We start from the raw sequence: 24,918 nt of genomic DNA, 5'->3' as shown, positions 1-24,918 counted from the left end.
GCCGCCTGACGCCTCTTCCGCGGTGGTCGTCGGGCCCGGCCTCGACACCAGGCGAACCGGATCTCGAAGATCGGTTACCCGTCGGTAACTTCGCGCCATGGTGTGACGGACCTCACAGGGGTGAGGTGCGCCGTTCGGCGCTGAGACGGAGGGACTCCACCTGATGCGACTGCTCACTCGACTGGCCGTGGCGTGCGCCGCGGTCGCGGTGCTGATGTTCGGACTCTCGTCGCCTGCGCAGGCGGCGTGGGTCAACCCCTTCCCGCACTCGCTCAAGTACGGCTCGATCGGCGGCGACAACTCGTTCCCCGCCGCGTTCGCCACGGCCATGCTCAACCCGACGAAGAGCCCCGCCGGCGCGAACGACTGGTCGTGCAAGCCCTCCACGAAGCACCCGAACCCCGTGGTGCTGGTCCACGGCACGTGGGAGAACGCCTACGACAACTGGAACGGGCTCTCCCCGATCCTCAAGGACAAGGGCTACTGCATCTACGCCCTCAACTACGGCAACACCACCGGCATCGGGTTCCTGAACGGCACCGGCGACATGATCGCCAGCGCCAAGGAGATCGGGCCCTTCGTCGACAAGGTCCTCGCCCAGACCAAGGCCAAGAAGGTCGACCTGATCGGGCACTCGCAGGGCGGGGCCATCATCCGCTACTACGCCAACAAGATCGGCGGCACGGCGAAGGTCAACCAGGTCATCGCACTGGCGCCGTCGAACCACCCGACGACGCTGTCGGGCATCACCGAGCTGGGGAAGGTGCTGAACCTGTTCGGCTTCGCGATGGACGTGCTCGACCTGGTGAAGATGCCGGCCGCCGTCCAGCAGGCCGATCAGAGCCCGGCCCCGCAGGCGCCCTTCTACCAGCAGGTGAACGGCAACGGCGAGACCATCCCGGGCATGCGGTACACGAACATCATCACGAAGAACGACGAGGTCGTGACCCCCTACACCCAGGGCAAGATCACCGCCGGCTCCGGCGCCACGGTCGACAACATCACGATCCAGAACGTGTGCGCCGTGGACCAGTCCGAGCACGTGAGCCTGCCGTACTCCCTCAACGTCGCCCAGATCGTGCTCAACAAGCTCGATCCCAGCGATCAGCGGGCCATCTTCTGCTACCCGCAGGCGCCCATCACCGGCAACACGCAGCTCATCGGCTGACTCGGACGAGCGGTGCCTCCACGGCCCTGAGGAGCGTGGGATCGGCGTCGTGGCACGCGACGGGCGGCCAGTAGGGTGGACCGACCGGGGCCAGGCCCGAACCACGAGCCGGCCCGCGCACCACGAGAGGGGGCGAGCACGTGCAAGCACAGGAGCTGCGGCGAGCGTGGACCGACTTCTGGACGGCCCGCCAGCACACCGACGTCCCGTCGGCCGGGCTGATCCCGCTGCACCCCTCGGCCCCGATGTTCACCAACTCGGGGATGATGCCCTTCGTCCCGTACTTCATCGGTGAGGAGCCGGTCCCGTACCGGCCGCCGCGGGCCAGCTCCATCCAGACGTGCGTGCGTGCCGGCGGCAAGCACAACGACCTCGACGCGATCGGTCGCTCGCCGCGCCACCTCTCGTTCTTCGAGATGCTCGGCAACTTCAGCTTCGGCGACTACTTCAAGGCCGACGCGATCCGCTGGGCGTGGGAGTTCTCGACCGAGGTCCTCGGCCTCGACGCCGACCGGATCTGGGTCACCTGCCACGTCGACGACGACGAGGCCGCCGAGCTGTGGGTGGACGAGGTCGGGTTCCCCGCCGAGCGCATCCAGCGCCTCGGCAAGGACAACTTCTGGGAGATGGGCGACACGGGGCCGTGCGGCCCGTCGTCCGAGCTCTTCTGGGACTTCGGCGCCGAGCACGGCCCCGACGGCGGCCCGGCGAACCCCGCCGCGGAGAACCGCTACGTCGAGTACTGGAACCTGGTCTTCCAGCAGTACTTCCGCCTCGGCGACGGCAGCCTCAAGCCCCTCGAGACTCGCAACATCGACACCGGGGCCGGCCTCGAGCGCATCCTCGGCGTCACCATCGGTTCGCCCGACGTGTTCCAGACCGACGAGCTGCGGTCGCTGGTGGCGGCGGCCGAGCAGGCCACCGGCGTGCGCCTCGGGACCGCGTCGGAGTCCGACGTTGCCCTCAAGCTCCTCGCCGACCACGCCCGCACGATGACCTTCCTCGTCACCGATGGCGTCGTCCCGTCCAACGAGGACCGCGGCTACGTGCTGCGGCGCATCATCCGACGCGCCATCCGCTTCGCCTACCTGCTGGGCGTCGAGAAGCCGATCACCCCCCGGCTGTCCGAGCACGTCGTGGGGCTGATGGGGGAGGCGTACCCGCAGCTCGTGGCCAGCGCCGACACCGTGCAGGCCGTCCTCGGACGCGAGGAGGAGCAGTTCCGCCGGACGCTGCGAAGCGGCCTCACGATCCTCGATGCCGCGCTCGCCGAGGTGCCAGAGGGCGCGCCGCTCGACGGCACCGTCGCGTTCACGCTGCACGACACCTACGGCTTCCCGCTCGACCTGACGCAGGATGCGCTGCGCCAGCGCGGCATCTCGGTCGACACCGACGGCTTCACCGCGGCGATGGAGCGCCAGAAGGCCGAGGCGCGCGCCAACTGGGCCGGCTCCGGCGAGGCGGCGACCGAGACGGTCTGGTTCGCCGTGCGCGACCGCGTCGGGCCGACCGAGTTCCTCGGCTATGAGACCGAGGCGGCCGAAGGCGTCGTCACCGCCCTCGTCGGCAACGGCAGCGAGATCGCCTCGGCCGAAGCCGGCGACAGTGTCGCCGTCGTCGTCAACCAGACGCCGTTCTATGGCGAATCCGGCGGCCAGGTCGGCGATACCGGCTCGATCCGCGGCGAGGGCTTCGAGATCGCGGTCACCGATACCCAGAAGAAGGGCGACGGCGTCTTCGTCCATCTCGGCAAGGTCGTCTCCGGCCGGGTCGCGGTCGGCGCGCCGGTCGAACTCAAGGTCGATAGCCGGCGCCGGGCGATGATCCGCGCCAACCATTCCGCGACCCACCTCGTCCATGAGGCGCTGCGCGAGGTGCTCGGCACGCATGTGGCGCAGAAGGGCTCGCTCGTCGCGCCGGACCGGCTCCGCTTCGACTTTTCCCATCCCAAGCCCATCGCCGCCGAGGAGCTGGAGCGGATCGAGCGCCTCGCCAACGAGGTCGTCCGCCAGAACGAGAAGGTCACGACGCGCCTGATGGCGGTCGACGACGCCATCGCCGAGGGCGCCATGGCGCTGTTCGGCGAGAAGTACGGCGACGAGGTCCGCGTCGTGCGGATGGGAACCGCGCTGCACGGCGACAAGGCCGGCAGGCCGTATTCCGTCGAGCTGTGCGGCGGCACCCATGTCGGCGCCACCGGCGACATCGGCCTCGTCCGCGTCGTCTCCGAAGGCGCGGTCGCCGCCGGCGTGCGCCGCATCGAGGCCCTGACCGGGGAAGCCGCGCTCGAACACCTCGACGAGCAGGAACGGCGGCTGAAGGCGGTGGCGTCGGCGCTCAAGGTCTCGCCAGCCGAAGCCGTCACCCGCCTGGAAGCGGTGCTGGAAGAGCGCCGCAGGCTGGAGCGCGAGCTCGCAGAGGCGCGCCGCAAGCTGGCGCTCGGCGGCGCGGCCGCTGCCAGCGAGGACGGCGCGGCGGCAGGCGAGAGCGTGAACGGCGTCGGCTTCCTCGGCAAGGTCGTCGCCGGCATACCGCCCAAGGAGCTGAAATCGCTTGCCGACGCCGGCAAGACATCGCTCGGCTCCGGCGTCGTGGTCTTCGTCGGCACCGCCGAAGACGGCAAGGCCAGCGTCGTCGTCGGCGTCACCGACGATCTCACCGCCCGCTTCTCGGCCGTCGATCTGGTGCGTCTGGCCTCGGCGGCCATCGGCGGGCAGGGCGGCGGCGGCCGGCCCGACATGGCGCAGGCCGGCGGCCCCGACGGCGCGCACGCGGCCGAAGCGATCGCGGCGGTCAGATCGGCCCTCGGCTGACAAGAACAGCGGAGCCGCCATGCGCGGCTCGCTTCGCTCGCAGAGGCGGCTCCTTATCGCGCCTCCGGCAGCTTCGTTTCGCAAGAAACCCGCTTCCCGTCCTGCTCCGCGACCATGCGCATCGCCATATCGAGCGCCGGCCGCCGTCGGTTGAGATTACACGACCAAATAGCGGCGCTTGAAAATCTGCATAATCATATCAACAGCATCCTGACTCGGATGCCTTAGGTCATCCTTCCATGGATCAGGAAGAAAGCTTGTCACCATTTCATAAGAAGGGAAATAATGAAGCCGCTTATCTTCTGAAAACTCTCTCATGAGATCATCGATGGCGACACGAAGGGATGCCTTGGAGATGGCATTAGCCGTGATGCATGAGACCGGGCGGAAGGTCGCAGCAAGGGGAACCGGAGACAGCGTGATTATGATCTCGGCCATCGGTCGATGCGCGCGGATGATCTCCCTGACGCTACGGAGGTTCCGCCGATTCTCCTCGACACTCAAAAGCTTGAATCCGTGCCGATCCGGATCGAACTCCGAAGTCGGAATGGCACGCCAGAATATCTCGTCGCTCGGTTTATCGTACCATACCTCCGACAGCCCGAGCGTGAAGATGAAAACGTCAGTTGAGCGGAAGATGTCTCGGGTGTCATCACGCATGCGATCGGACGCATTTTGTACATCGCCGGATTTATCATGCCAAAGGTTGACTGGCGGCGTCCAATCTTCGAACGCCCATCGAAATTGCTGCAAGAGCGCCGCTGTATTTACAATGCCGTCGCCCTGCCGGATGATGTGAGCATCCAGTCCCAAATCGCGACCAAAAACCTTATATCCTTCCTTGTGAAGAAACTTGGTAACGTTGCTCGCGAAGCAGCTTCCGAAGGCGGTGATATACTGATTCCGTGTAATAAAGGGTGAGGGCGGGAACCATCCAAGACCGACATATCTGTCGACCGCGTCACCGCGCATGATGGCGGCTCGATCAGGGTGATAGTTGGTATGCTCCCCGCGATACCAGCTTCCATGAACCCGCCTGCCTTGATCGGCGACTTCGATAGCCTCCCACCGGCGTACCCGCTTTTCCTTCTTCGCTCGAGACCGCGGCCGCGTTTCGCCCATACCGAACATCTTTTGAATGTCGCGGATCAATTTCATGACCGCCTCGTCTCGGGATTCGCTCCGTAATTCATACCGCCTCGACCATAGGGGCTGCAAATGGCCGCCGACCCGAAAAATGGTCGATCGTCTTGAACGTGCGCTTGGTGACATCGACGCGTGCGCCGAGGGCCCAGGCGACCGTCGAGTTCTCGACTTTCAGCGATGCCGGGAAGCGGCTACCGGAAGGCAGGAAGCCGCCGTCTCAGCGGTTGTCCTGCTTCGCCTGGGCGACGGCCGCGGCCTTGCGCAGGCGGCCCCGTTCCATCGGCCGGATAAGGCTGTCCCGGCGTGTCGAGGCGACCTTGCGCATGCCCTGATGGGCATGGCGCGTGTTCGCCGGCGTGTCCTCGTCCTGCGATGCCTGCTTGAGCTTCAGGGCACGGCGCGAAAGCTCCGCCTGCTTGACCTGCGACGCCATGCGCGCGCGGCGCGAACGCTCCGCGTTCAGGCGGCGCACCGCGGTCGCCAGCACCTCGAGCTTGATCTTGTTGCCGGCCGCCGATGTCGCGGCTTCCGCCCCCTTGGGCGCCGCCTTGCCGCGAATCTCGCGTTTGCGCCGCTGCACTTCGCCGCGGGCCTTGTCGCGGCGCTCGCGCACCAGCCTGGTCAGGCTCGAAAGCTCCTTGTCGGCCAGATCCTGCAAGGCGGGATGATGGGTCTTCGCGACGAGTTCCTGTTCCGCCTTGTCGAGAGCGCGATCTTCCTGTCTGCGGCTGATGGACATGCTGCCTCCTTCTGTCTGTTCGAAAGCGGCCGGGGCCGCCCTTACCAACATAGGCCGGCTGGCCGCGCCGGCAACGCCAATGCTCGATCTTTCGGGCTCCTGTCAGCTTCGCCAGGTCACATTGACGCAAGCTTCGCAATCGGTTCTACACCCAGGAACGGTTGAGGATTTCAATGACGAGCAGCAGGGTCGTTCAACTGCCGCAGAAATTGACGCCGGCCTCGGTGTCGAAGTTCGGATGCGACCTGCATGCGCTCGGGCCGGCAGGCGGGTTTGTATTCGACTTCGGCCACCAGAGGTGGTTTCCGCCATTTTCCATGGTGCTGCTGGCGATGCATCTGCGCCGGTTTCGCGAGCGCCATCCGCAGGCGGAGTTCTATGCGAGAAACTTCGAGAACCACGGCTATGCCGCGCATATGGGCTTCTTCAAAACATTCGGGCTCGACCATGGAAATGCACCAGGCGAAGCCTTGGGCAGTCCCACCCATGTCCCGATCCAGTCCATCAGACGATCCGAGCTCGTCGAGCAGGCGTCGAAGGCCTATGTCGAAATCGGGGTCACGATCGAGAAAAAGGCCGCGTCCCTGTCGAGCATCCTCACGCAAACGGAAACCGGCATCCTCCACGACACGCTGACATACTCGATCCGCGAAATTCTCAGGAACGTTTTCGAGCACAGCGATGCGGAAGAGCTGTTCATCTGCGCGCAGCACTGGCCCAGCCGGCATGAGGTCGAAGTCGGCATCGTCGATGCGGGGATCGGCATCAGGGCCGGCCTGGCGAAGAACCCCAGCTTTCAGTTCGAGACCGACAGGGAGAGCCTCCATGCCGCCCTCATGCCGGGCGTGTCGGGGAACATCCGGGCCGGGAAGGGAAGCGATCCGTGGAGGAACACGGGTTACGGGCTGTACATGACCAACCGGATATGCCGGGCCGGGGGCTGCTTCTTCATCTGCAGCGGCGATGCGGGCCTTTGGCTGGAGGGAAAGCGCAAGCTGGACGTTCCATCCGACCTGCGGGGAACCGCCGTGCGCCTGTTCCTGGACACCTCCCAGCTCGTCGATCTTCGCGACAGGCTGGCCGGCTTCCACAAGGACGGCATACGCGCGGCAAGGGAGATAAGGGGGGCGAACAGATCCTACGCCTCGGCCGCCTCCCAGATGCTGACCCGGGATTTTCGGTAGGCCTCTTTGTCCCCCCGGTATCTGGAGGAGGCGAGTAGGGGACCCACGAACCCGAACAAGTCCGCGACCGCGGCCCGGGCTTTCGCCCGCCCCACGGAGCCGGCGAGCGAAGCAAGTTCGGCGTGAGCGAAAAGATGGTGGGCCCGGAGGGACTCGAACCCCCAACCAAGCGGTTATGAGCCGCCGGCTCTAACCATTGAGCTACAGGCCCCACCGGGCTGACCTAGTTGGTTTTCCGGCGCCAGACAAGGGCGCAAACGGGAGCGCCGCCGCATTGCCCCCACAATCCGCTCTTACGCGCAAGCGAACAGTCAACCGGAGTGAGACCACCATGAACCGCCGATACCTGCCGCTCATCGCCGCCGCGATGGTCCTTCCGAGCGCCGCCCAGGCGCAGGAGTTGCGCAATCCGGTGCCGCGCATCGCCGTCGTGGGCGAGGGGGAGGCGTCGGTGGCGCCCGACCTCGCCATCGTCACCCTTTCGGTGCTGCGCGAGGCGGCGACGGCGCGCGAGGCGCTCGACCAGAGCAACAAGGCGACAGCCGACGTCATCGCGGCGATGAAGGAAGCCGGCATCGAGGCCCGCGACCTCCAGACCAGCGGCCTTCAGATCAATCCGCGCTACGTCTATCCGCAAGGCGGCAGCGGCGAGGAGCAGCCGCGGATCGTCGCCTATCAGGCGACGAACACGCTGACCGCGCGCGTGCGCGACATCGCCAAGGTCGGGGAGGTGATCGACCGGGCGGTGACGCTGGGCGTCAACCAGGGCGGCAGCATCACCTTCACCAATGACGACCCGTCCGCCGCCCGCACCGAGGCCCGCCGCCGCGCGGTCGAGGATGCCGTGGCGCGCGCGAAAACCCTCGCGGAGGCGGCCGGGGTCGGCCTCGGCCCGATCATCGAGATCACCGAGCAGTCCTTCATGCAGCCGCCGATGCCGATCGTCGCGTCGGGCCGTGCCTACCGGATGGAGGCGGCCGCCGACGCCGTGCCGGTCGAGGCCGGCGAGAACGTCTATCGCATCCAGATCAACGCGACCTTCGAGCTGAAGCAGTAGAGGCCGGCAGCCCGGAGGAACAGGCGTTTCTCCGGGCGCCGGCGATGAAAACGGCGTATGGTTCAGGCCGCGCCTCGGACAAAAAAAGTGCCGGCAGTTTCCTGCCGGCACAGTCAGGGGAGGTCAGAAGAAAGCGCCGGGCGATCAGCGCAGGACGGGGCAGGACGGCGCCTTGCCGAAGACGAGGATTGCCGGGCGAGGGCCATAGCCGCGACCGGCGACCTTGATGGTGCGGCGGCTGACGTCGATCACGCGGGCGTTGCGCACGCCCATCCGCGATGCCTTCCTGACGGCGTCGCGCGGCGAACATTCACGGACATGGTGGTAGCGGCCCGGGCCGCGATAGTGATGACGACCGCGATCGTCAAAACGGAAGCCGGCGCTCGGACCGTGTCCGGAACCGAAGCCGAGATAGATCGACCCGCCGGCGGCCTCGGCCGATGCGGGCATGGCGGCGACGGCACCCAGGCCGACGATGGCGGCAAGCGTGGCGGTTCTGAGAAACTTGAACATGGCGCGCTCCTTTGGGCGAAGATGAGATGGCTCGCTGTCTGCGATTGATGCCAACCTATCCGCACCGCCATGAACCGTGCCGGAACCATCCGTTCATATCGCATTCATCCGCAAGGATTGGGCGCTGGACGGGAACCGGACTATGGAAGGGGCCTTGCACGACGCTCTCCGCAAGACGCTCGATGCAGCGCATTGCGGGAGTACAGGCCACCGAGCTGGGTGAACAAAAGTCGCATAAGATATATTATGGAACTTACGTATACGTGATTTCCGCGCAAAAGCGGCATCGTGCCGGCAAATCCCTGCGTGTTCCGAGCCCGTCACCCCAAGCAGCGCGCCAAACGGCGGTGTCGTTCGTGAACCCTGCCATACATCGATAACGACGCTGGGCAACGCCCGGAACGGCAGCGACAGTCGCGAGCGCTGCCGGCCAGTTCCGTCTCGTCAGCGCCACGGCGCACGCCGTATGACGGACGATCAATCCGCCATCGCTTGCGCCAGCGCCACGGCGGCGTCGAAGTCGCGCCGGCGTGCGGCCTGTCGCGCGACGGCCTCGGCATCGTCGCCCCAGTGCTCGGCATTCCAGCTTTCGTCGACATGGGCCGCGGCCCAGGCCTCGGCCGGATCGAGCGCGCCGGCCTCGACCGCGAGCGCCAGCAAGGCCGAGCCGGTCAGCGTCGTCATCACATGGATCGCGGCCAGCCGGAACGGATCGCGCCGGTCGTCCAGCCAGCGCCGGACCGCGGCGACGGACTCCCGCGGCTGCTCGACATGGACGACGCCCTCGGCGAGGATGAACCGCGCGCTGAGCGCGGCGCACGCCCAGTCGAGAACCGGATCCCACGCCTGTGCCTGACGTGCCACAAGCCCGGCCGGCTCGCCGGCGCGGTAGCAGATGAGGTCAGAGCCCGAGAAGCGCACGACGTCCTCGATCACCGCCTCGGGGTCCGGCGCCACGCCGTCTATGGCGCTGTTGACCAGCCGCAGCACCGGCATCGAGACCGGGTCGATCACGTCGCGCTGGGCGTCGAACTCGCCGGCCACCAGCGCCGCCGCTTCCCGGGACGGCAGGACGAGCGGCGCCCTGCCCGGAGTCCGCACGGATTTTCCGTCAAGAAGAACAGAAAATCCTTCTTGAATTTCAGTATGTTTCACGGCTTTATAAAAGCGCTTCGGCAAATTCTGCCGCATCTGGTTCTGCGCCCGGCGTATCGGGTCGGGATCGGAAAGATGGCTTCCGGATTCCAGATCGTTCAGAAGATCACGCATCGTTTCTCCTTCCCGGCAACGCCGTGCCGCCGGCCCGGCCGGCCCGGTTGACGAGGACGAGCCCGGCCGCGATCAGTCCGAGCGCAGCGAAGATGCGCAACGTCAGCGGCTCGTCCAGCAGCACCCCGGCCAGAATGACGCCGAAAGCCGGCGACAGGAAGGTGAAGCTGGAAAGCCCGGAAGCCGGATAGCGGCGCACCAGCCAGAACCACAGCACATAGGTGAACGCGACCACGAACACGGTCTGGAACACCAGCGACGCCGTCGCCAGCGTCGTCACCTCGCGCAGCAGCGGCCCGTAGAGCGGGATCAGCGGCAGGGAGATGAGCGCCGAGACCGAGAGCTGGTAAAGCAGCGTCTTTTCCGGACTGGTGCTCGACAGCCGCGAGGCCTTGACGAGGAGAACCGTCGCCGCCCACAAGACGCCGGCGAGCAGGCACAGGAGATCGCCCCATATGGCCTTGGGGCCGGGTATGCTCAGATCGTCGGAGAAGATCAGCACGACGCCGGCAAAGGCCAGCACGAGGCCCGCCAGCTTCCGCGCCGTGATCCTCTCGCCGAGCAGGAAATGCCCGCCGAGCAGCATCCAGAACGGCATGGTGTTGACCATCAGCGCGCTGCGCGCGGCGCTGGTGAACTCGAGGCCGGCGAAGATCAGGACGAATTCGAAGCCGAACAGCGCCCCTGCCGCCAGCCCCGGCCACAGCGTGCCGTCGCGCGCGAACAGGGCGATGCCGCGCCAGCGGCACCACAGGAAGACCAGAAGCCCGCCGCCCGCCGCGCGCACGAGCACGCCGAACATCGGGTTGAAGCCGGCATTCGACACCTTGATCGCGACCTGGTTCAGCCCCCACGACAGGGTCAGCAGCAGCATGAGCGTGACCGCGAGGCCGTCCATCGCCGGCTTGCCGATGTCGCGATCCTCCGCGCCCGCCGGCACCGCGCTCATTCCTCGCCCCCGGCGGTGGCGTCGTCGAAGCCGAGCAGGTTCCAGCTCTGGCGCATATGCGGCGGCAGCGGCGCCGTCACGTCGATGACCCCGCCATCGGGATGGGGAATGACGATGCGCCGCGCATGCAGGTGCAGCCGGTTCTGGATGCCGCCGGGAAACTCCCAGTTGGTGTCGGCCTCGAAATATTTCGGATCGCCGATGATCGGGCAGCCGATATGCGCGGCATGGACGCGCAACTGGTGGGTTCGCCCGGTATAGGGCTCCATCTCCAGCCACGAGAGCGCCTGCCCCGCCTGGTCGACGATGCGGTAGTGCGAAACGGCGTGATCGGCCCCCTCCTCGCCATGGCGGGCGATGCGCATCCGGTCGCCGTCGCGGGTCTGCTCCTTGACCAGCCAGCTCGAAATGCGGTCCTCGCGCTTCTTCGGCACGCCCTTGACCAGCGCCCAGTAGGTCTTCTTGGCATCGCGGCCGCGGAACGCCTCGGCGAGCTTCATCGCCGCCAGCCGCGAGCGCGCCACCACCAGCACGCCCGACGTGTCGCGGTCGAGGCGGTGGACGAGGCGCGGCTTCTCGCCCTTGCGGTTGCGCCATGCCTCCAGCATGCCGTCGACATGGCGCGCGACGCCCGAGCCGCCCTGCACCGCAAGGCCGGCCGGCTTGTCGAAGACGTAGACGGCCGGGTCCTCGTGGATCAGCATCTTCGCCAGCACCTCGGCGTCGGCCTCGCCGCGCATGGTGCGCGCCGTCACCGGCCCCTCGCCCTTGCGGTCGACGCCGAGCGGCGGCACGCGCACCACCTGCCCCGGCTCGACCCGCGTGTCGGCCTTGACGCGGCCGCCATTCACCCGCACCTGCCCCGAACGCAGCAGCTTCTGGAGCTGGGCGAAGCCGAGGCCCGGATAGTGCGCCTTGAACCAGCGGTCGAGCCGCATGCCCGCCTCGCCGGCCTCGACCGGTATCTGTTCCACGCCTGCCATGGGTCCGTTACTCACGTCTCTTCGTGCCGGCCAGATAGCATCAGCCGAGGCTTTTCGCGACCCACATTCCGAAGAAGAGCGCGGCGATCGCCAGGACGACACTCATGGCGACATAGCCGAAAGCCTGCACCAGCGCACCCCGCTCGTAGAGCACGGCGAAATCGAGGGTGAAGGCGGAGAAGGTGGTGTAGCCGCCGAGGATGCCCGTCGCCACGAACAGGCGCAGCTCGGCCGAGCCGCCGAAGCGCCGCGCCAGAAGCTCGACGAACAGGCCCATCAGGAAGCCGCCGACGAGGTTGACCGCCAGCGTGCCCCACGGAAACGCCGGGCCGAGAAACCGCAGCGCCGCGAGGTTGGTCAGATGCCGTAGCCCCGAGCCGAGCGCGCCGCCGAGCGCGACGAGAAGAAGATGGTACATCGGTGCTGTCCCCGCTCTAGATCGTTTCACCGTTTCACGGAAACGGCAAAACGATCTATCTCCTTATTTCTATGCAATTCCGGACGGAACACCGCTTCGCACTTTTCCTGGAATTGCTCTACTTGCCCTGCCGCTCGCGCCTCAGCTTCGCCCACCAGTCGAGCCGCTTCCTGATCTCGCGCTCGAAGCCGCGGTCGGGCGGGTCGTAGAAGGTGCGCCGGCCGAGGGATTCGGGGAAGTAGTCCTGGCCGGAAAAGGCGTCCGGCTCGTCGTGATCGTAGCGATAGCCCTCGCCGTAGCCTTCCGACTTCATCAGCTTGGTCGGCGCGTTGAGGATGTGGCGCGGGGGGCTTAGCGAGCCGTGCTCCTTGGCCGTGCGCGTTGCGGCCTTGAACGCGGTGTAGAGCGCATTCGACTTGGGCGCGGTGGCGAGATAGACGCAGGCCTGCGCCAACGCCAGCTCGCCCTCGGGCGAGCCGAGGAAGTCGTAGGCGTCCTTGGCCGCGTTGGCGATCACCAGCGCCTGCGGGTCGGCAAGGCCGATATCCTCGACCGCCATGCGCACCAGCCGCCGGCCGAGGAACAGCGGGTCCTCGCCGGCATCGAACATGCGCGCGAGGTAATAGAGCGCGGCGTCGGGGTCGGAGCCGCGTACCGCCTTGTGCAGGGCCGAGATCAGATTGTAGTGGCCGTCCTGGCTCTTGTCGTAGATCGGCGCGCGGCGCTGGACGATCTCCTGCAAGCCCGCGGCGTCGAAGATCTCGCCCTCGCCGGCCGCGCGCCACACTTCCTCGGCCAGCGTCAGCGAGGCGCGCCCGTCGCCGTCGGCCATGCGGATCAGCACCGCCCGCGCCTCGTCGTCGAGCGGCAGCGCCCTGCCCTCCAGCCGCTCGGCGCGTTCCAGAAGCGCGGCGACGCTTTCCGGCTCCAGCGGCTTGAAGGTCAGCACCCGCGCGCGCGACAGCAGCGCGGCGTTGAGTTCGAAGGACGGGTTCTCCGTCGTCGCGCCGACGAGGATGGCGGTGCCGTCCTCCATGACCGGCAGGAAGGAATCCTGCTGGGCGCGGTTGAAGCGATGGATTTCGTCGACGAACAGCAGCGTCTGCCGGCCGGAGGCACGCCGCAACCGCGCCGCCTCGAACACCTTCTTCAGGTCGGCGACGCCGGAAAAGATCGCCGAGATCTGCTCGAACGCCAGCCCGGTCTCGCCCGCCAGCAGCCGCGCGACCGTGGTCTTGCCGGTTCCCGGCGGCCCCCAGAACACCATGGAGCCGAGCGAGCCCGAGCGGATCATCCGCGTCAGGACGCCGTCCGGGCCGGTCAGGTGCTCCTGCCCGACCACGTCGCCGAGCACGGCGGGGCGCAGGCGGTCGGCGAGCGGCCGGCCGACTTCGGCCACGGGGCTGGGATCGGGCGCGAAAAGGTCGGCCATGGCGTCAGTATCGCAGCACCTGGTTGAGGAGCCTCCCGTCGCGCTCGATGGTGAACCGCCACCAGCGCGACTGGCCGGCCGCGACGTCGCGCAGCTTCTCGGCCGTGTCGATCTCCTCGCCATTGACCTCGCGCACGATGTCGCGGGGGCGCAGGCCGAAGCCCTCGGCCGGGGAATTGCCGAGGACATCGACCACGGCGACGCCTCGCGCCTCGGTGCTGAGGCGCAGCCGCTGGGCGAGCCGGGGCGAAAGCGCCGCCACCTTGGCGCCCGCGAACGGGCTGCGCCCGTCGATGATGATCTCGGCGGTGGACTCGCCCTCGGGCGCGCGTATCAGCTCGACCTCGACCGTGCGCTCCCTCTCCTGCGCGAGGACCGTCATCTCGGCTACGCTGCCGATAGGGCTCGTCGCCAGCCGGTAGCCGAGCGCGTCGGGATGCTCGATGGCCGCGCCGTTCAGCGCCAGCACCACGTCGCCGGGGCGCAGGCCCGCCTTGGCCGCGGGGCCGTCGGGCGTGACCGAGCGCACCAGCGCGCCGTGCGGCCGCACCATGCCGAGCGCCTCGGCCATGGTCGCGTCGACATTCTCGAATGCGGCGCCGACGAAGGGCCGCTCGAAATAGTCGAGGCCGCCGCGCGCCGCGTCGACGACCGCGCGCACCATGTTGGAGGGGATGGCGAAGCCGATGCCGATGGAGCCGCCGGTGCGCGAAAAGATCGCAGTGTTGATGCCGATCACCTCGCCGCCCATCGACACCAGCGCGCCGCCCGAATTGCCGGGATTGATCGCCGCGTCCGTCTGGATGAAGAAGCCGAAATCGCTGACGCCGATATGGGTGCGCGCGAGGCCCGAGACGATGCCGCTCGTCGTCGTCTGGCCGACGCCGAACGGATTGCCGATGGCGAGCACGAGGTCGCCGACTTGAAGCGCGTCGGAATCGCCGAGCGAGGCGACCGGGAACGGCTCCGACCCGTCGATCTTCAGGACGGCGAGGTCGAGCGACTCGTCCTTGAGCAGGATCGCGCTCTGGAACTCGCGCCCGTCGGCGGTCGCCACCCGCACCTCGTCGGCGTCGCGGATGACGTGGTAGTTGGTGACGACATAGCCGCTTTCGTCGACGATGACGCCCGAGCCGAGCGAGGATTGCACCCGCGGCGGCATCTGCCGGCGGCCGAAGAACTGCTCGAAGAACGGATCGCCGGCGAAGGGCGAGCGCGCCTGCACCTGCTGCGAGGCATAGACGTTGACCACGGCCGGCGCGATCTCGCGCACCAGCGGCGCGAAGGAAAGCTGCATCTCGGCCTGCCCGAACGGCACGCGCCGCACCGGCTCCGTCGCCGCGTCGTCGCCGCGCAGGAGGTCGCTCAGCGCGTCGGCCAGCCCCTTGCCCGCGCTGTCCTGCGCCGAGACGGGCTCCGAGACGGCAAGCATGGCCGACAGAAGAACCGGAACGAGAAGAAAACGCCGCATGAAGAATCCCCGCATTTTACGAAGCAGCGCCATTTTCGCAGGGAATGTGCAAAATAAAAGGCAGCCGCATCCTTGGACCAACTCTTGCTCCCGCATGCCGCCGCAAAAATGCGAAAAGGGGCCGCGAAGGCCCCTTCCCTGATGTCGGCCGAGCCTGAGGACGAATCAGGCCGCTTCGGACTCGCTCTCGGCGACTTCCGCCTCGTGGCGGGCCCGGTCGGCGGCGCCCTTGGCCGAGACGTCGCGCTCGACGAACTCGATCACCGCCATCGGCGCGTTGTCGCCATGGCGGAAGCCCGCCTTCATGATGCGCAGGTAGCCGCCGTTGCGGGTGGCGTAGCGCGGCGCGATGATGTCGAACAGGCGCTTGGCGGCGGCTTCCGAGCCGGTCGCCGAGATGGCCTGGCGGCGGGCGTGGAGGTCACCCCGCTTGCCGAGCGTGACCAGCTTCTCGACGATGGGCCTGAGCTCCTTCGCCTTGGGCAGCGTGGTGGTGATCTGCTCGTGCTCGATCAGCGAAGCAGCCATGTTCGTGAACAGCGCCTTGCGATGGCTGACGGTGCGGCCGAGCCGGCGTCCGGATTTTCCGTGGCGCATGGCCTTCTCCTTCGGTTCGTTTCGGAGGCGTTAAGCCTCGGTTCCTGTGCCGCATGATCCGCCGGGAGCGCCCTGCCCCCGGCGATCATGCTCAATACTGGTCTTCGTAGCGCTTGGCGAGATCTTCGATGTTCTCGGGCGGCCATGCCGGCACTTCCATGCCGAGGTGCAGGCCCATGGAAGCGAGAACTTCCTTGATTTCGTTCAGCGACTTGCGACCAAAATTCGGAGTGCGAAGCATTTCGGCTTCGGTCTTCTGAATGAGATCGCCGATATAGACGATGTTGTCGTTCTTCAGGCAGTTCGCCGAACGGACGGAAAGTTCCAGTTCGTCGACCTTCTTGAGGAGTGCCGGGTTGAACGCCAGTTCGGTGACCGATTCCTCTTCGGCTTCCTTCTGCGGCTCGTCGAAATTGACGAAGACCGAGAGCTGATCCTGGAGGATGCGGGCCGCAAACGCGATCGCATCTTCGCCCGTGACGGAACCATCGGTCTCGATGGTCATCGTCAGCTTGTCGTAGTCGAGAACCTGGCCTTCACGGGTGTTTTCCACCTTGTAGGACACTTTCTTGACCGGCGAATAAAGGCTGTCGACCGGGATGAGGCCGATCGGCGCGTCTTCGGAACGGTTGCGGTCGGCCGGGACATAACCCTTGCCGTTGTTGACCGTGAACTCCATGCGGATTTCCGCGCCCTCGTCGAGGGTGCAGATGACATGGTTCGGGTTCAGGATCTCGATGTCGCCGACCGTCTGGATGTCACCAGCCGTCACGACGCCCGGACCCTGCTTGCGCACGACCATACGCTTGGAATCGTCGCCATCCATCTTGATGGCGATTTCCTTGATGTTCAGCACGATATCGGTCACGTCTTCCCGGACGCCCGGGATCGACGAGAACTCGTGCAGCACGCCGTCGATCTGCACGGCGGTAACAGCCGCACCGCGCAGCGACGACAGGAGAACGCGACGCAGCGCGTTGCCGAGCGTCAGGCCGAAGCCACGCTCCAGCGGCTCGGCAACAAGGCTTGCCTTGGTGCGGCCGGAGGAGGAGAACTCCACCTTGTTCGGCTTGATCAGTTCCTGCCAGTTTTTCTGGATCATATGTTTTGCCTTCCGTTCGCCGCCACCATCCAATCGTGGCGGGCAAAGCCGGGAACCCGGAGAGGAGCGCGCCGCTCCATCGGGCGGGGCGCTCGTCCGGTCTGTTCGAAAAAATCAGACGCGACGCTTCTTGCGCGGGCGGCAGCCATTGTGCGGGATCGGCGTCACGTCGCGGATCGACGTGATCGTGAAGCCCGCAGCCTGGAGCGCGCGCAGCGCCGACTCGCGGCCGGAACCGGGACCGCAGACCTCGACCTCGAGGGTGCGCATGCCGTGCTCCTGCGCCTTCTTGGCGCAGTCCTCGGCAGCGATCTGCGCCGCGAACGGCGTCGACTTGCGCGAGCCCTTGAAGCCCTTGCGCACCGGCCGACGACCAGGCAATCGCGTTGCCCTGCGCGTCGGTGATGGTGATCATCGTGTTGTTGAAGGTCGAGTTGACGTGCGCGACGCCCGACGAGATGTTCTTCCGCTCGCGGCGGCGAACGCGTGCTGCTTCCTTGGCCATGTATGGTCCTTCCGTTCGATATCGACGCCGCCGTAATGCCAGCGGCTACACCAAGGGAGTGAGTAGTGAGGTAGTCAGTAGTGAATAGTGAAATCCACTACTCTCTATTCCCTACTCACTCGCCTTATTTCTTCTTGCCGGCGATCGGCTTGGCCGGGCCCTTGCGGGTACGGGCGTTGGTATGGGTGCGCTGGCCGCGCACCGGCAGCGACCGGCGATGGCGCAGGCCGCGGTAGCAGCCGAGGTCCATCAGGCGCTTGATGTTCATCGACACTTCGCGGCGCAGGTCGCCCTCGACCTGGTAGTCGCGGTCGATGGCTTCGCGGATCTGCAGCACTTCGGCGTCGGTCAACTGGTTGACGCGGCGATCCAGCGGAATGCCGACCTTCTCGACGATCTCGGCGGCGAACTTCGCGCCGATGCCGTGGATGTACTGAAGCGCGATGACGACGCGCTTGTTGGTCGGGATGTTGACGCCAGCTATACGGGCCATTCTCTCTCGTCTCCATGTGGGCCGGCGGCAAAGCCGGCGCTTTTCGTTGTCCCGCGTCCGGTGGAGGCCGGCCCTTGCGGGGTTCTCTCGTCAAAACAGCCGCACGGCCCGGAAGGGCCGGCGGTTTCCTGTCTGAAGGGAAGACGCGCTGCCTTAATCCGGAAACGGCGGGAAGTCAACACGTCACGCCCGTTCCTTCGGCCTTGCGTCCAAATGCCGATGCGCGGCTCAGGCGAGCAGCGCGTCGATCTGCCGGGTCACGTCGTCGATCGGCGCCATGCCGTCGACGCCCTTCAGCATGCCCTTGGCGTGGTAGTAACCGATCAGCGGCGCGGTCTTCTTGTAGTATTCGCGCAGACGCTCCTCGAACACTTCCGGGTTGTCGTCCTTGCGCACCGGCTGGCCCGCCGCCTTCGCCTGCTCGGCGCGGCGGACGATTCGCCCGACCAGCGCCTTGTCGTCGACGACGAGCTCGATCACCGCGTCGAGCGCGATGCCCCGCTTCGCCAGCATCGCCTCGACCGCGTCGGCCTGCGCCAGCGTGCGCGGATAGCCGTCGAGGATGAAGCCGCCGGCGCAATCCGCCTGGTCGATGCGCTCGGCGACGATGGCGTTGACGATCTCGTCGGAGACGAGCTCGCCGGCATCCATCACGGCCTTGGCGCGTTTGCCCACGTCCGTCTGCGCCTGAACGGCGGCGCGCAGCATGTCCCCCGTCGAAAGCTGCGGAATCCCGTGCTTCTCGACCAGTCTCTGGGCCTGCGTCCCCTTGCCCGCCCCAGGCGGCCCGAGCAGTATAAGCCTCATTTCCCCCTCTTCCCTCCACGCAGCTTGGATTTCTTGATCAGCCCCTCATACTGGTGCGCGATCAGGTGCCCCTGAACCTGCGCCACCGTGTCGAGCGTGACGCTGACGACGATGAGGAGCGAGGTGCCGCCGAGATAGAACGGCACGCCCGTCGCCGAAATGAGGAATTCGGGGATGAGGCAGACAATCACCAGATACAGCGCCCCGACCGCGGTGATGCGCGTCAGCACGTAGTCGATATATTCTGCGGTGCGCTCGCCCGGGCGGTAGCCGGGAATGAAGCCCGAATGCTTCTTGAGCTGGTCGGCGGTGTCCTTGGGGTTGAAGACGATCGCCGTGTAGAAGAAGGCGAAGAACGCGATCATCGCCCCGTAGAGGAACATGTAGAGCGGCTGGCCGTGGCCGAGCGTGGCGAGCACCGTGCTGGCCCAGGCCGGCAGCGTCGTCGTATCGGAGAAGCCGGCCAGCGTCGCCGGCAGGAGCAGCAGCGACGAGGCGAAGATCGGCGGGATGACGCCGGCGGTGTTGAGCTTCAACGGCAGGTGCGAGGTGTCGCCCTGGAACATGCGGTTGCCGACCTGGCGCTTCGGATACTGGATCAGCAGGCGGCGCTGCGCGCGCTCGAAGAAGACGATGCCGGCGACCAGAACCACGGCAAGGATGAGGATCGCGAGAATGATGCCGGTCGACAGCGCGCCGGTGCGGCCGAGCTCGAGCGTGCCGCCGAGCGCCGAGGGCAGGCCCGCCACGATGCCGGCGAAGATGATCAGCGAGATGCCGTTGCCGATGCCGCGCGCGGTGATCTGCTCGCCGAGCCACATCAGGAACATGGTGCCGCCGACGAGGGTGATGACGGCGGACGCGCGGAAGAACCAGCCCGGATCGGTGACGATGTTGGCCCCGCTCTCCAGCCCGACGGCGATGCCGTAGGCCTGCACGACGGCAAGAAGCACCGTGCCATAGCGGGTGTACTGGTTGATGATCTTGCGGCCCTGCTCGCCTTCCTTCTTCAGCGCCTCGAGCGTCGGGATCACCGACGTCATCAGCTGCATGATGATCGAGGCCGAGATGTAGGGCATGATGCCGAGCGCGAAGATCGCCATGCGCTCGACGGCGCCGCCGGCGAACATGTTGAACATGCCCAGCACGCCGCCAGACTGCTGCTGGAACGCCTGCGCGAAGGCTTCGGGATTGATGCCCGGCATCGGGATATAGGTGCCGAGGCGATAGACGAGCAGCGCGCCGAGGGTGAACCAGATGCGCTTCTTCAGATCCTCCGCCTTGGCGAAGGCCGAAAAATTCAGGTTGGAAGCAAGCTGCTCGGCTGCCGATGCCATGTGGTATTCTCCGCTTCGTCACGCTGCGGCGGGGGCGAAGCCCCGCATGGTCCTGCAACCGGACCCGCGTGCCGCCGAAGCCACGAGATAGGCTCCGGCCGGCCAAGATGCAAGCGGCGGCCTGTTCATGTTCTCGTCCGATGGAGGATTATCCAACCGAACCGAAACATGGACAGGCCGCCGCCTTTCGCAAAAGCCCGTTACTCGGCGGCTGCCTTCTCCGGCAGCTTGACCGATCCCCCGGCCTTCTCGACTTCGGCAACCGCGGGAGCGGACGCGCCGGCAACGTCGAACGCCACCTTCGACTTCAGCTCGCCGCCGCCGCGGATCAGGCGCACGCCGTCGCGGGCGCGGCGCAGCACGCCGGCCTTGACCAGCGCCTCGACCGTCACGGTCTCGGAAGCGTCGAGCTTCTTGGCCTCGATCGCCGCCTGGACGCGGCCGAGCGAAACCTCGTTGAAGTCCTTGGCGAAGATGTTCTTGAAGCCGCGCTTCGGCAGGCGGCGGTAGAGCGGCATCTGGCCGCCCTCGAAGCCGTTGACCGCCACGCCCGAGCGGGACTTCTGACCCTTGACGCCGCGGCCGCCGGTCTTGCCGGAGCCGGAACCGATGCCACGGCCGACGCGCTTCTTCGCCTTGGTGGCGCCGTCGCGGTCACTGAGTTCGTTGAGTTTCATGATATGGCTCCTGCCTTGCTCACGCCTCGTCCACGATGCGGACGAGGTGCTGCACCTTGGCGATCATGCCGCGCACGGACGGGGTGTCCTCCAGCGTCGAGCGCCGGTGCATCTTGTTCAGTCCGAGGCCGACCAGCGTCGCGCGCTGCTCGGCGGGGCGACGGATGGGGCTGCCGATCTGCTCGACGACGAGCGTCTTGCCCGCTTTCTTTGCCATGATCGCTCTCCTTACTCGTCGGTGGCCACGGCCGAGCCGCGGCGCGCCTGAAGCGTCGAATACTTGATGCCGCGCGCGGCGGCCACGTCCTTCGGATGCATCTGGTTCTTCAGCGCATCGAAGGTGGCGCGCACCATGTTGTAGGGGTTGGACGACCCCATCGACTTGGCGACGACGTCGTGCACGCCGAGCGTCTCGAAGACGGCGCGCATCGGGCCGCCCGCGATGATGCCGGTGCCGGGCTTGGCCGTGCGAAGCAGCACCTTGCCGGCGCCGTGGCGGCCGGCGACGTCGTGATGCAGCGTGCGGCCGTCGCGCAGCGGCACGAAGATCAGGTCGCGCTTGGCGCTCTCGGTCGCCTTGCGGATCGCCTCCGGCACTTCGCGCGCCTTGCCGTGGCCGAAGCCGACGCGGCCCTTCTGGTCGCCGACGACGACGAGCGCGGCGAAGCCGAAGCGACGGCCGCCCTTCACCACCTTGGCGACGCGATTGATATGGACGAGCTTGTCGACGAATTCGCTGTCGCGCTCTTCGCGGTCGCGGCTGCGTTCGCGGCCGCCATCCCTACGTTCCTGTGCCATTGTCCTGGTCCTTGTTCTTTTCCGGTAGCACGGGCTTCAGTGAAGTCGGGCATCGTGCCCGACGGCGAAACGGAGCAGGACGCATGAAGCGCCCTGCCCCGAAAAATCGATGCCGGTCGTCAGAAGCTGAGGCCAGCTTCGCGTGCGGCCTCGGCCAGCGCCTTGACGCGGCCGTGATAGATGAACGCACCGCGGTCGAACACGACCTCCTTGACGCCGGCCTTGACGGCGCGCTCGGCGACGAGCTTGCCGACGGCGGCCGCGGCGGCCTGGTCGGCGCCGGTCTTCAGCGAGCCCTTCAGGTCCTTCTCGAGCGTCGAGGCGGCGGCGATGGTGTGGCCGCGCGCGTCGTCGATGATCTGGGCGTAGATGTGCTTCGACGAGCGATGCACCGAAAGACGCGGGCGCTCCCCCGCAACCTTCCTGATTTGACGGCGCACGCGCGCGGCGCGGCGCTGTGTAGCTTCCTTGTCGGCCATGGCCAGTATTCCCTGCCTTGTGAAACGGGGGCGGCCATGTGCGGTAAGAGGCGAAAGCGCCCTTCCCGCGACCGCGCCCCGTGGCGCTGCAACTTACTTCTTCTTGCCTTCCTTGCGGACGATCCGCTCGCCGGCATAGCGAACGCCCTTGCCCTTGTAGGGCTCGGGGCCGCGATACTTGCGAATCTCGGCCGCAACCTGGCCGACCACCTGCTTGTCGATGCCGTTGATCACGATCTCGGTCGGCTTCGGCACGGACAGGGTCACGCCTTCGGGCGCCTCATAGACCACATCGTGGCTGAAGCCAAGGGCGAGTTGCAGGTTCTTGCCCTGCATCGCCGCGCGGTAGCCGACGCCGGTGATCTCGAGCTTGCGCTCGAACCCGTCCTTCACACCCGTCAGGATGTTGGAGATCTGGGTGCGCGACATGCCCCACTTGGAGCGCGCGTCCTTGGAGTCGTCGCGCGGGCTGACGGCGATCTCGCCGTCTTCCAGCTTGACCAGGACCTCGTCGTTGACGACGAACTTCAGCTCGCCCTTCGGACCCTTGGCGGTGACGGTCTGGCCGTCGACCGACGCGGTCACGCCCTGCGGCACCGAAACGGGCTTCTTACCAATACGAGACATCTTGTCGTCCTCGCTCTTTCCTGTTTGCGCCGCCGGTCCTTAGAGGACCTGGCAGAGCACTTCGCCGCCGACATTGTGCTCGCGCGCCTGATGGTCCGCCATCACGCCCTTGGGCGTGGACAGGATCGAGATGCCGAGGCCGTTGGCGACCGACGGGATTGACTTGACCGAGACATAGACGCGGCGGCCGGGCTTCGACACGCGCGAGATCTCGCGGATGACGGGCGCGCCCTCGTAGTACTTCAGTTCGATCTCGAACTCCGCCTTGCCGTTGTCGTATTCGACCTTGGCATAGTCGCGGATGTAGCCTTCGGCCTTGAGCACGTCGAGGACGCGGCCGCGCAGGCTCGAGGCCGGCGACGAAACCTTGGTCTTCTTGCGGCCGTAGGCGTTGCGGATGCGGGTCAGCAGATCGCCGAGGGGATCACTCACGGACATATCGTCGTCCTCCTTACCAGCTCGACTTGACCAGGCCCGGAACCAGGCCGTTATTGCCCAGTTCGCGCAGCGCGACGCGGCTCATCTTCAGCTTGCGGTAGTAGGCGCGCGGACGGCCCGTCACCTCGCAGCGGTTGCGGATGCGCACCTTGGCCGAGTTGCGCGGCAGCGCGGCCAGCTTGAGCTGGGCGCGGAAACGCTCCTCGATCGGCTTGGACTGGTCCATGATGATCGCCTTGAGCGCGGCGCGCCTGGCGGCGTACTGGTCCACGAGCTTGCGGCGGCGGTTGTTCTTCTCGACTGAGCTGGTCTTTGCCATTTCAGGTTCCTTTGTTCGCTGCCGTTACTGCCGGAAGGGGAAGTTGAAGGCCTTGAGCAGCGCCCGGGCCTCGTCGTCCGTCTTGGCAGTCGTACAAACGATGATGTCCATTCCCCAGATCTGGTCGACCTTGTCGTAGTTGATCTCGGGGAACACGATGTGCTCCTTGATGCCCATGGCGAAATTGCCGCGGCCATCGAAGCTCTTGGGGTTGAGGCCCCGGAAGTCGCGCACGCGCGGCAGCGCGATCGTCACCAGACGATCGACGAAGTCGAACATGCGGTCCTTGCGCAGCGTCACCTTGGCGCCGATCGGCATGTTCTCGCGAACCTTGAAGCCGGCGATCGAGTTGCGCGCCTTGGTGATGACGGCCTTCTGGCCGGCGATCTGCGCCAGGTCCTCGGCAGCCACGGACGGCTTCTTGGAATCGGCAGTCGCCTCGCCCACGCCCATGTTGATGACGACCTTGTCGAGGCGCGGAATCTGCAGCTCGTTCTCGTAGCTGAACTGCTCCTGCATCGCCTTGCGGATCTCGTCGCGGTAGAGTTTCTTCAGCCGCGGCTCATACTTGATGTCAGCCATTGATGACTTCTCCCGAGCGCTTGGCGACGCGCACCTTCTTGCCGTCGCGGACCTCGAAGCCGACGCGGGTCGGCGTCTTGCCGTCCTTGGGGTCGGCGACCGCGATGTTCGACAGGTGGATCGGCGCTTCCTTGCGGATCAAGCCGCCTTCCTGGTTCTGGGTCTGGCGCTGATGGCGCACCACGACGTTGACGCCGCGAACGATCGCCTTGTCGTCCTTCGGCATCACGCGCAGCACTTCGCCGGTGCGACCCTTGTCCTTGCCGGCCAGCACGACGACCTTGTCGCCCTTCCTGATCTTCTGCATGTCACCGGCTCCTTACAGCACTTCGGGCGCGAGCGAGATGATCTTCATGTGGTTCTTCGCGCGCAGTTCGCGCGGAACCGGGCCGAAGATACGGGTGCCGATCGGCTCACGCTTGTTGTCGACCAGAACGGCCGCGTTGTTGTCGAACCGGATCACGCTGCCATCGGGCCGGCGGATGTCCTTGGCCGTGCGAACCACGACCGCCTTCATCACGTCGCCCTTCTTGACGCGGCCGCGCGGAATGGCTTCCTTGATCGAAACGACGATGATGTCGCCGACCGAAGCATATTTCCGCTTCGAGCCGCCCAGCACCTTGATGCACATGACACGACGGGCGCCGGAATTGTCCGCCACGTCGAGGTTTGTTTGCATCTGAATCATGACTGGCCGCCTTCTTTAATCATTATGGACGGGCATGCGCCCGCCGGCTGTCCAAATTCGTTGTTAAACGGCACTCGCCGCCTGCTCCTGGGTCTGGTTCTGGATCACGACCCAGCGCTTGTCCCTGGAGATCGGCGCCGATTCCTGGATGAAGACGATGTCCCCAACCTTGGCCGAATTGTTCTCGTCATGCGCCTTGTAGCGCTTCGACTGGCGAACGGTCTTCTTCATCACCGGATGCGTGAAGCGGCGCTCGACCTTGACGACGACCGTCTTGTCGTTCTTGTCGCTGACGACGGTGCCCTGCATGATGCGCTTCGGCATGGT

29 protein-coding genes, 1 tRNA gene and 1 pseudogene are annotated in these 24,918 nt (G+C 66.4%); 4 read left to right on the top strand and 27 right to left on the bottom strand.

From position 1 onward, the window contains the following. The first annotated feature begins 163 nt into the window (after positions 1–163). Together M9945_RS17430 and alaS are read left to right on the top strand one after the other, a co-directional pair. Positions 164–1,168, top strand: coding sequence for an esterase/lipase family protein (locus M9945_RS17430; protein ID WP_367945576.1), 1,005 nt, complete (start codon positions 164–166; stop codon positions 1,166–1,168). 155 nt (positions 1,169–1,323) lie between these two features. Continuing rightward, entirely contained in the window at positions 1,324–3,981 is a 2,658-nt protein-coding gene (alaS, locus tag M9945_RS17425) for an alanine--tRNA ligase (RefSeq protein ID WP_367945609.1), read from the top strand. Between the two features lie 156 nt (positions 3,982–4,137). On the opposite strand, the gene M9945_RS17420 is transcribed toward alaS, so the two are convergent. Both M9945_RS17420 and M9945_RS17415 read right to left on the bottom strand, forming a co-directional pair. Further along, positions 4,138–5,139: a GSCFA domain-containing protein gene (locus tag M9945_RS17420; protein ID WP_367945575.1), complete on the bottom strand. Its 1,002-nt coding sequence runs from the start codon at positions 5,137–5,139 to the stop codon at positions 4,138–4,140. 205 nt (positions 5,140–5,344) lie between these two features. Next, positions 5,345–5,866 carry a hypothetical protein gene (locus M9945_RS17415; RefSeq protein WP_367945574.1) on the bottom strand — a complete coding sequence of 174 codons (522 nt, stop codon included), beginning with the start codon at positions 5,864–5,866 and terminating at the stop codon, positions 5,345–5,347. Between the two features lie 173 nt (positions 5,867–6,039). On the opposite strand from M9945_RS17415, the gene M9945_RS17410 reads away from it, so the two are divergent. Beyond that, complete coding sequence (locus M9945_RS17410) at positions 6,040–7,050, top strand: hypothetical protein (protein WP_367945573.1); 1,011 nt, start codon at positions 6,040–6,042, stop codon at positions 7,048–7,050. Between the two features lie 135 nt (positions 7,051–7,185). Here M9945_RS17410 and M9945_RS17405 read toward each other — a convergent pair. Continuing rightward, positions 7,186–7,261 (bottom strand) — tRNA-Ile (locus tag M9945_RS17405). A gap of 120 nt (positions 7,262–7,381) precedes the next feature. Here M9945_RS17405 and M9945_RS17400 point away from each other — a divergent pair. Beyond that, positions 7,382–8,107, top strand: a complete 726-nt coding sequence (locus tag M9945_RS17400) for an SIMPL domain-containing protein (RefSeq protein WP_367931204.1) — start codon at positions 7,382–7,384, stop codon at positions 8,105–8,107. 144 nt (positions 8,108–8,251) lie between these two features. Here M9945_RS17400 and M9945_RS17395 read toward each other — a convergent pair whose 3' ends face one another. The 24 genes and pseudogenes from M9945_RS17395 to rpsQ form a co-directional block, all read right to left on the bottom strand. After that, positions 8,252–8,620 carry a hypothetical protein gene (locus tag M9945_RS17395; protein ID WP_367931205.1) on the bottom strand — a complete coding sequence of 123 codons (369 nt, stop codon included), beginning with the start codon at positions 8,618–8,620 and terminating at the stop codon, positions 8,252–8,254. 477 nt (positions 8,621–9,097) lie between these two features. Then, positions 9,098–9,889 carry an ATP12 family chaperone protein gene (locus tag M9945_RS17390; RefSeq protein ID WP_367945572.1) on the bottom strand — a complete coding sequence of 264 codons (792 nt, stop codon included), beginning with the start codon at positions 9,887–9,889 and terminating at the stop codon, positions 9,098–9,100. Then, positions 9,882–10,838, bottom strand: a complete 957-nt coding sequence (locus M9945_RS17385; RefSeq protein WP_367945571.1) for a DMT family transporter — start codon at positions 10,836–10,838, stop codon at positions 9,882–9,884. Before M9945_RS17385 ends, M9945_RS17390 begins: the two co-directional genes overlap by 8 nt. Then, the gene (locus M9945_RS17380) at positions 10,835–11,821 is read right to left on the bottom strand and encodes an RluA family pseudouridine synthase (protein WP_367945570.1); all 987 of its coding nucleotides are present in this window, start codon (positions 11,819–11,821) and stop codon (positions 10,835–10,837) included. Before M9945_RS17380 ends, M9945_RS17385 begins: the two co-directional genes overlap by 4 nt. A 40-nt stretch (positions 11,822–11,861) precedes the next feature. Beyond that, positions 11,862–12,239, bottom strand: a complete 378-nt coding sequence (gene crcB, locus M9945_RS17375; protein WP_367945569.1) for a fluoride efflux transporter CrcB — start codon at positions 12,237–12,239, stop codon at positions 11,862–11,864. A 118-nt stretch (positions 12,240–12,357) separates the two neighbouring features. Then, complete coding sequence (locus M9945_RS17370; RefSeq protein ID WP_367931210.1) at positions 12,358–13,671, bottom strand: replication-associated recombination protein A; 1,314 nt, start codon at positions 13,669–13,671, stop codon at positions 12,358–12,360. A gap of 4 nt (positions 13,672–13,675) precedes the next feature. Next, the gene (locus M9945_RS17365) at positions 13,676–15,142 is read right to left on the bottom strand and encodes a DegQ family serine endoprotease (protein ID WP_367945568.1); all 1,467 of its coding nucleotides are present in this window, start codon (positions 15,140–15,142) and stop codon (positions 13,676–13,678) included. A 165-nt stretch (positions 15,143–15,307) separates the two neighbouring features. After that, positions 15,308–15,739 carry a 50S ribosomal protein L17 gene (rplQ, locus tag M9945_RS17360; protein WP_367931212.1) on the bottom strand — a complete coding sequence of 144 codons (432 nt, stop codon included), beginning with the start codon at positions 15,737–15,739 and terminating at the stop codon, positions 15,308–15,310. Positions 15,740–15,830: 91 nt separating this feature from the next. Continuing rightward, the gene (locus tag M9945_RS17355; protein WP_024270448.1) at positions 15,831–16,841 is read right to left on the bottom strand and encodes a DNA-directed RNA polymerase subunit alpha; all 1,011 of its coding nucleotides are present in this window, start codon (positions 16,839–16,841) and stop codon (positions 15,831–15,833) included. A 114-nt stretch (positions 16,842–16,955) separates the two neighbouring features. Beyond that, positions 16,956–17,346 (bottom strand): annotated as a pseudogene (rpsK, locus tag M9945_RS17350) (30S ribosomal protein S11). Positions 17,347–17,470: 124 nt separating this feature from the next. Continuing rightward, complete coding sequence (rpsM, locus tag M9945_RS17345; RefSeq protein ID WP_367931215.1) at positions 17,471–17,839, bottom strand: 30S ribosomal protein S13; 369 nt, start codon at positions 17,837–17,839, stop codon at positions 17,471–17,473. A gap of 228 nt (positions 17,840–18,067) precedes the next feature. Beyond that, positions 18,068–18,646 carry an adenylate kinase gene (locus tag M9945_RS17340; RefSeq protein WP_367931216.1) on the bottom strand — a complete coding sequence of 193 codons (579 nt, stop codon included), beginning with the start codon at positions 18,644–18,646 and terminating at the stop codon, positions 18,068–18,070. Further along, on the bottom strand, positions 18,643–19,983 hold the full coding sequence (gene secY / locus M9945_RS17335) for a preprotein translocase subunit SecY (RefSeq protein WP_367945567.1): 1,341 nt from the start codon (positions 19,981–19,983) through the stop codon (positions 18,643–18,645). Before secY ends, M9945_RS17340 begins: the two co-directional genes overlap by 4 nt. 200 nt (positions 19,984–20,183) lie before the next feature. Continuing rightward, complete coding sequence (gene rplO, locus M9945_RS17330) at positions 20,184–20,660, bottom strand: 50S ribosomal protein L15 (protein ID WP_367931218.1); 477 nt, start codon at positions 20,658–20,660, stop codon at positions 20,184–20,186. A 19-nt stretch (positions 20,661–20,679) separates the two neighbouring features. Further along, positions 20,680–20,877, bottom strand: a complete 198-nt coding sequence (gene rpmD / locus M9945_RS17325; protein WP_367945566.1) for a 50S ribosomal protein L30 — start codon at positions 20,875–20,877, stop codon at positions 20,680–20,682. A gap of 11 nt (positions 20,878–20,888) precedes the next feature. Beyond that, positions 20,889–21,458 (bottom strand): 30S ribosomal protein S5, encoded by a 570-nt coding sequence (gene rpsE / locus M9945_RS17320; RefSeq protein WP_367945565.1) that lies wholly within the window; start codon positions 21,456–21,458, stop codon positions 20,889–20,891. Between the two features lie 119 nt (positions 21,459–21,577). Beyond that, the gene (gene rplR / locus M9945_RS17315) at positions 21,578–21,937 is read right to left on the bottom strand and encodes a 50S ribosomal protein L18 (protein ID WP_367945564.1); all 360 of its coding nucleotides are present in this window, start codon (positions 21,935–21,937) and stop codon (positions 21,578–21,580) included. A gap of 93 nt (positions 21,938–22,030) precedes the next feature. Further along, the gene (gene rplF, locus M9945_RS17310; protein ID WP_367931222.1) at positions 22,031–22,564 is read right to left on the bottom strand and encodes a 50S ribosomal protein L6; all 534 of its coding nucleotides are present in this window, start codon (positions 22,562–22,564) and stop codon (positions 22,031–22,033) included. 39 nt (positions 22,565–22,603) lie between these two features. Next, on the bottom strand, positions 22,604–23,002 hold the full coding sequence (gene rpsH, locus M9945_RS17305; RefSeq protein ID WP_367931223.1) for a 30S ribosomal protein S8: 399 nt from the start codon (positions 23,000–23,002) through the stop codon (positions 22,604–22,606). A 13-nt stretch (positions 23,003–23,015) separates the two neighbouring features. Next, positions 23,016–23,321, bottom strand: a complete 306-nt coding sequence (rpsN, locus tag M9945_RS17300; protein ID WP_367931224.1) for a 30S ribosomal protein S14 — start codon at positions 23,319–23,321, stop codon at positions 23,016–23,018. Positions 23,322–23,345: 24 nt separating this feature from the next. Then, the gene (gene rplE, locus M9945_RS17295; protein WP_367931225.1) at positions 23,346–23,903 is read right to left on the bottom strand and encodes a 50S ribosomal protein L5; all 558 of its coding nucleotides are present in this window, start codon (positions 23,901–23,903) and stop codon (positions 23,346–23,348) included. Beyond that, a complete protein-coding gene (gene rplX, locus M9945_RS17290) occupies positions 23,896–24,210 on the bottom strand; it encodes a 50S ribosomal protein L24 (RefSeq protein WP_367931226.1) in 315 nt (104 codons plus the stop codon). Before rplX ends, rplE begins: the two co-directional genes overlap by 8 nt. 12 nt (positions 24,211–24,222) lie before the next feature. Continuing rightward, positions 24,223–24,591, bottom strand: a complete 369-nt coding sequence (gene rplN, locus M9945_RS17285) for a 50S ribosomal protein L14 (protein ID WP_188256999.1) — start codon at positions 24,589–24,591, stop codon at positions 24,223–24,225. Positions 24,592–24,654: 63 nt separating this feature from the next. Further along, entirely contained in the window at positions 24,655–24,915 is a 261-nt protein-coding gene (gene rpsQ / locus M9945_RS17280; RefSeq protein ID WP_367931227.1) for a 30S ribosomal protein S17, read from the bottom strand. Positions 24,916–24,918 lie beyond the last annotated feature (3 nt).

It is taken from the genome of Aquamicrobium sp. (assembly GCF_023954335.1).
In the GTDB taxonomy this organism is placed as follows: Bacteria; Pseudomonadota; Alphaproteobacteria; order Rhizobiales; family Rhizobiaceae; genus Aerobium.
This window is presented reverse-complemented; position numbering and strand designations above follow the sequence as displayed.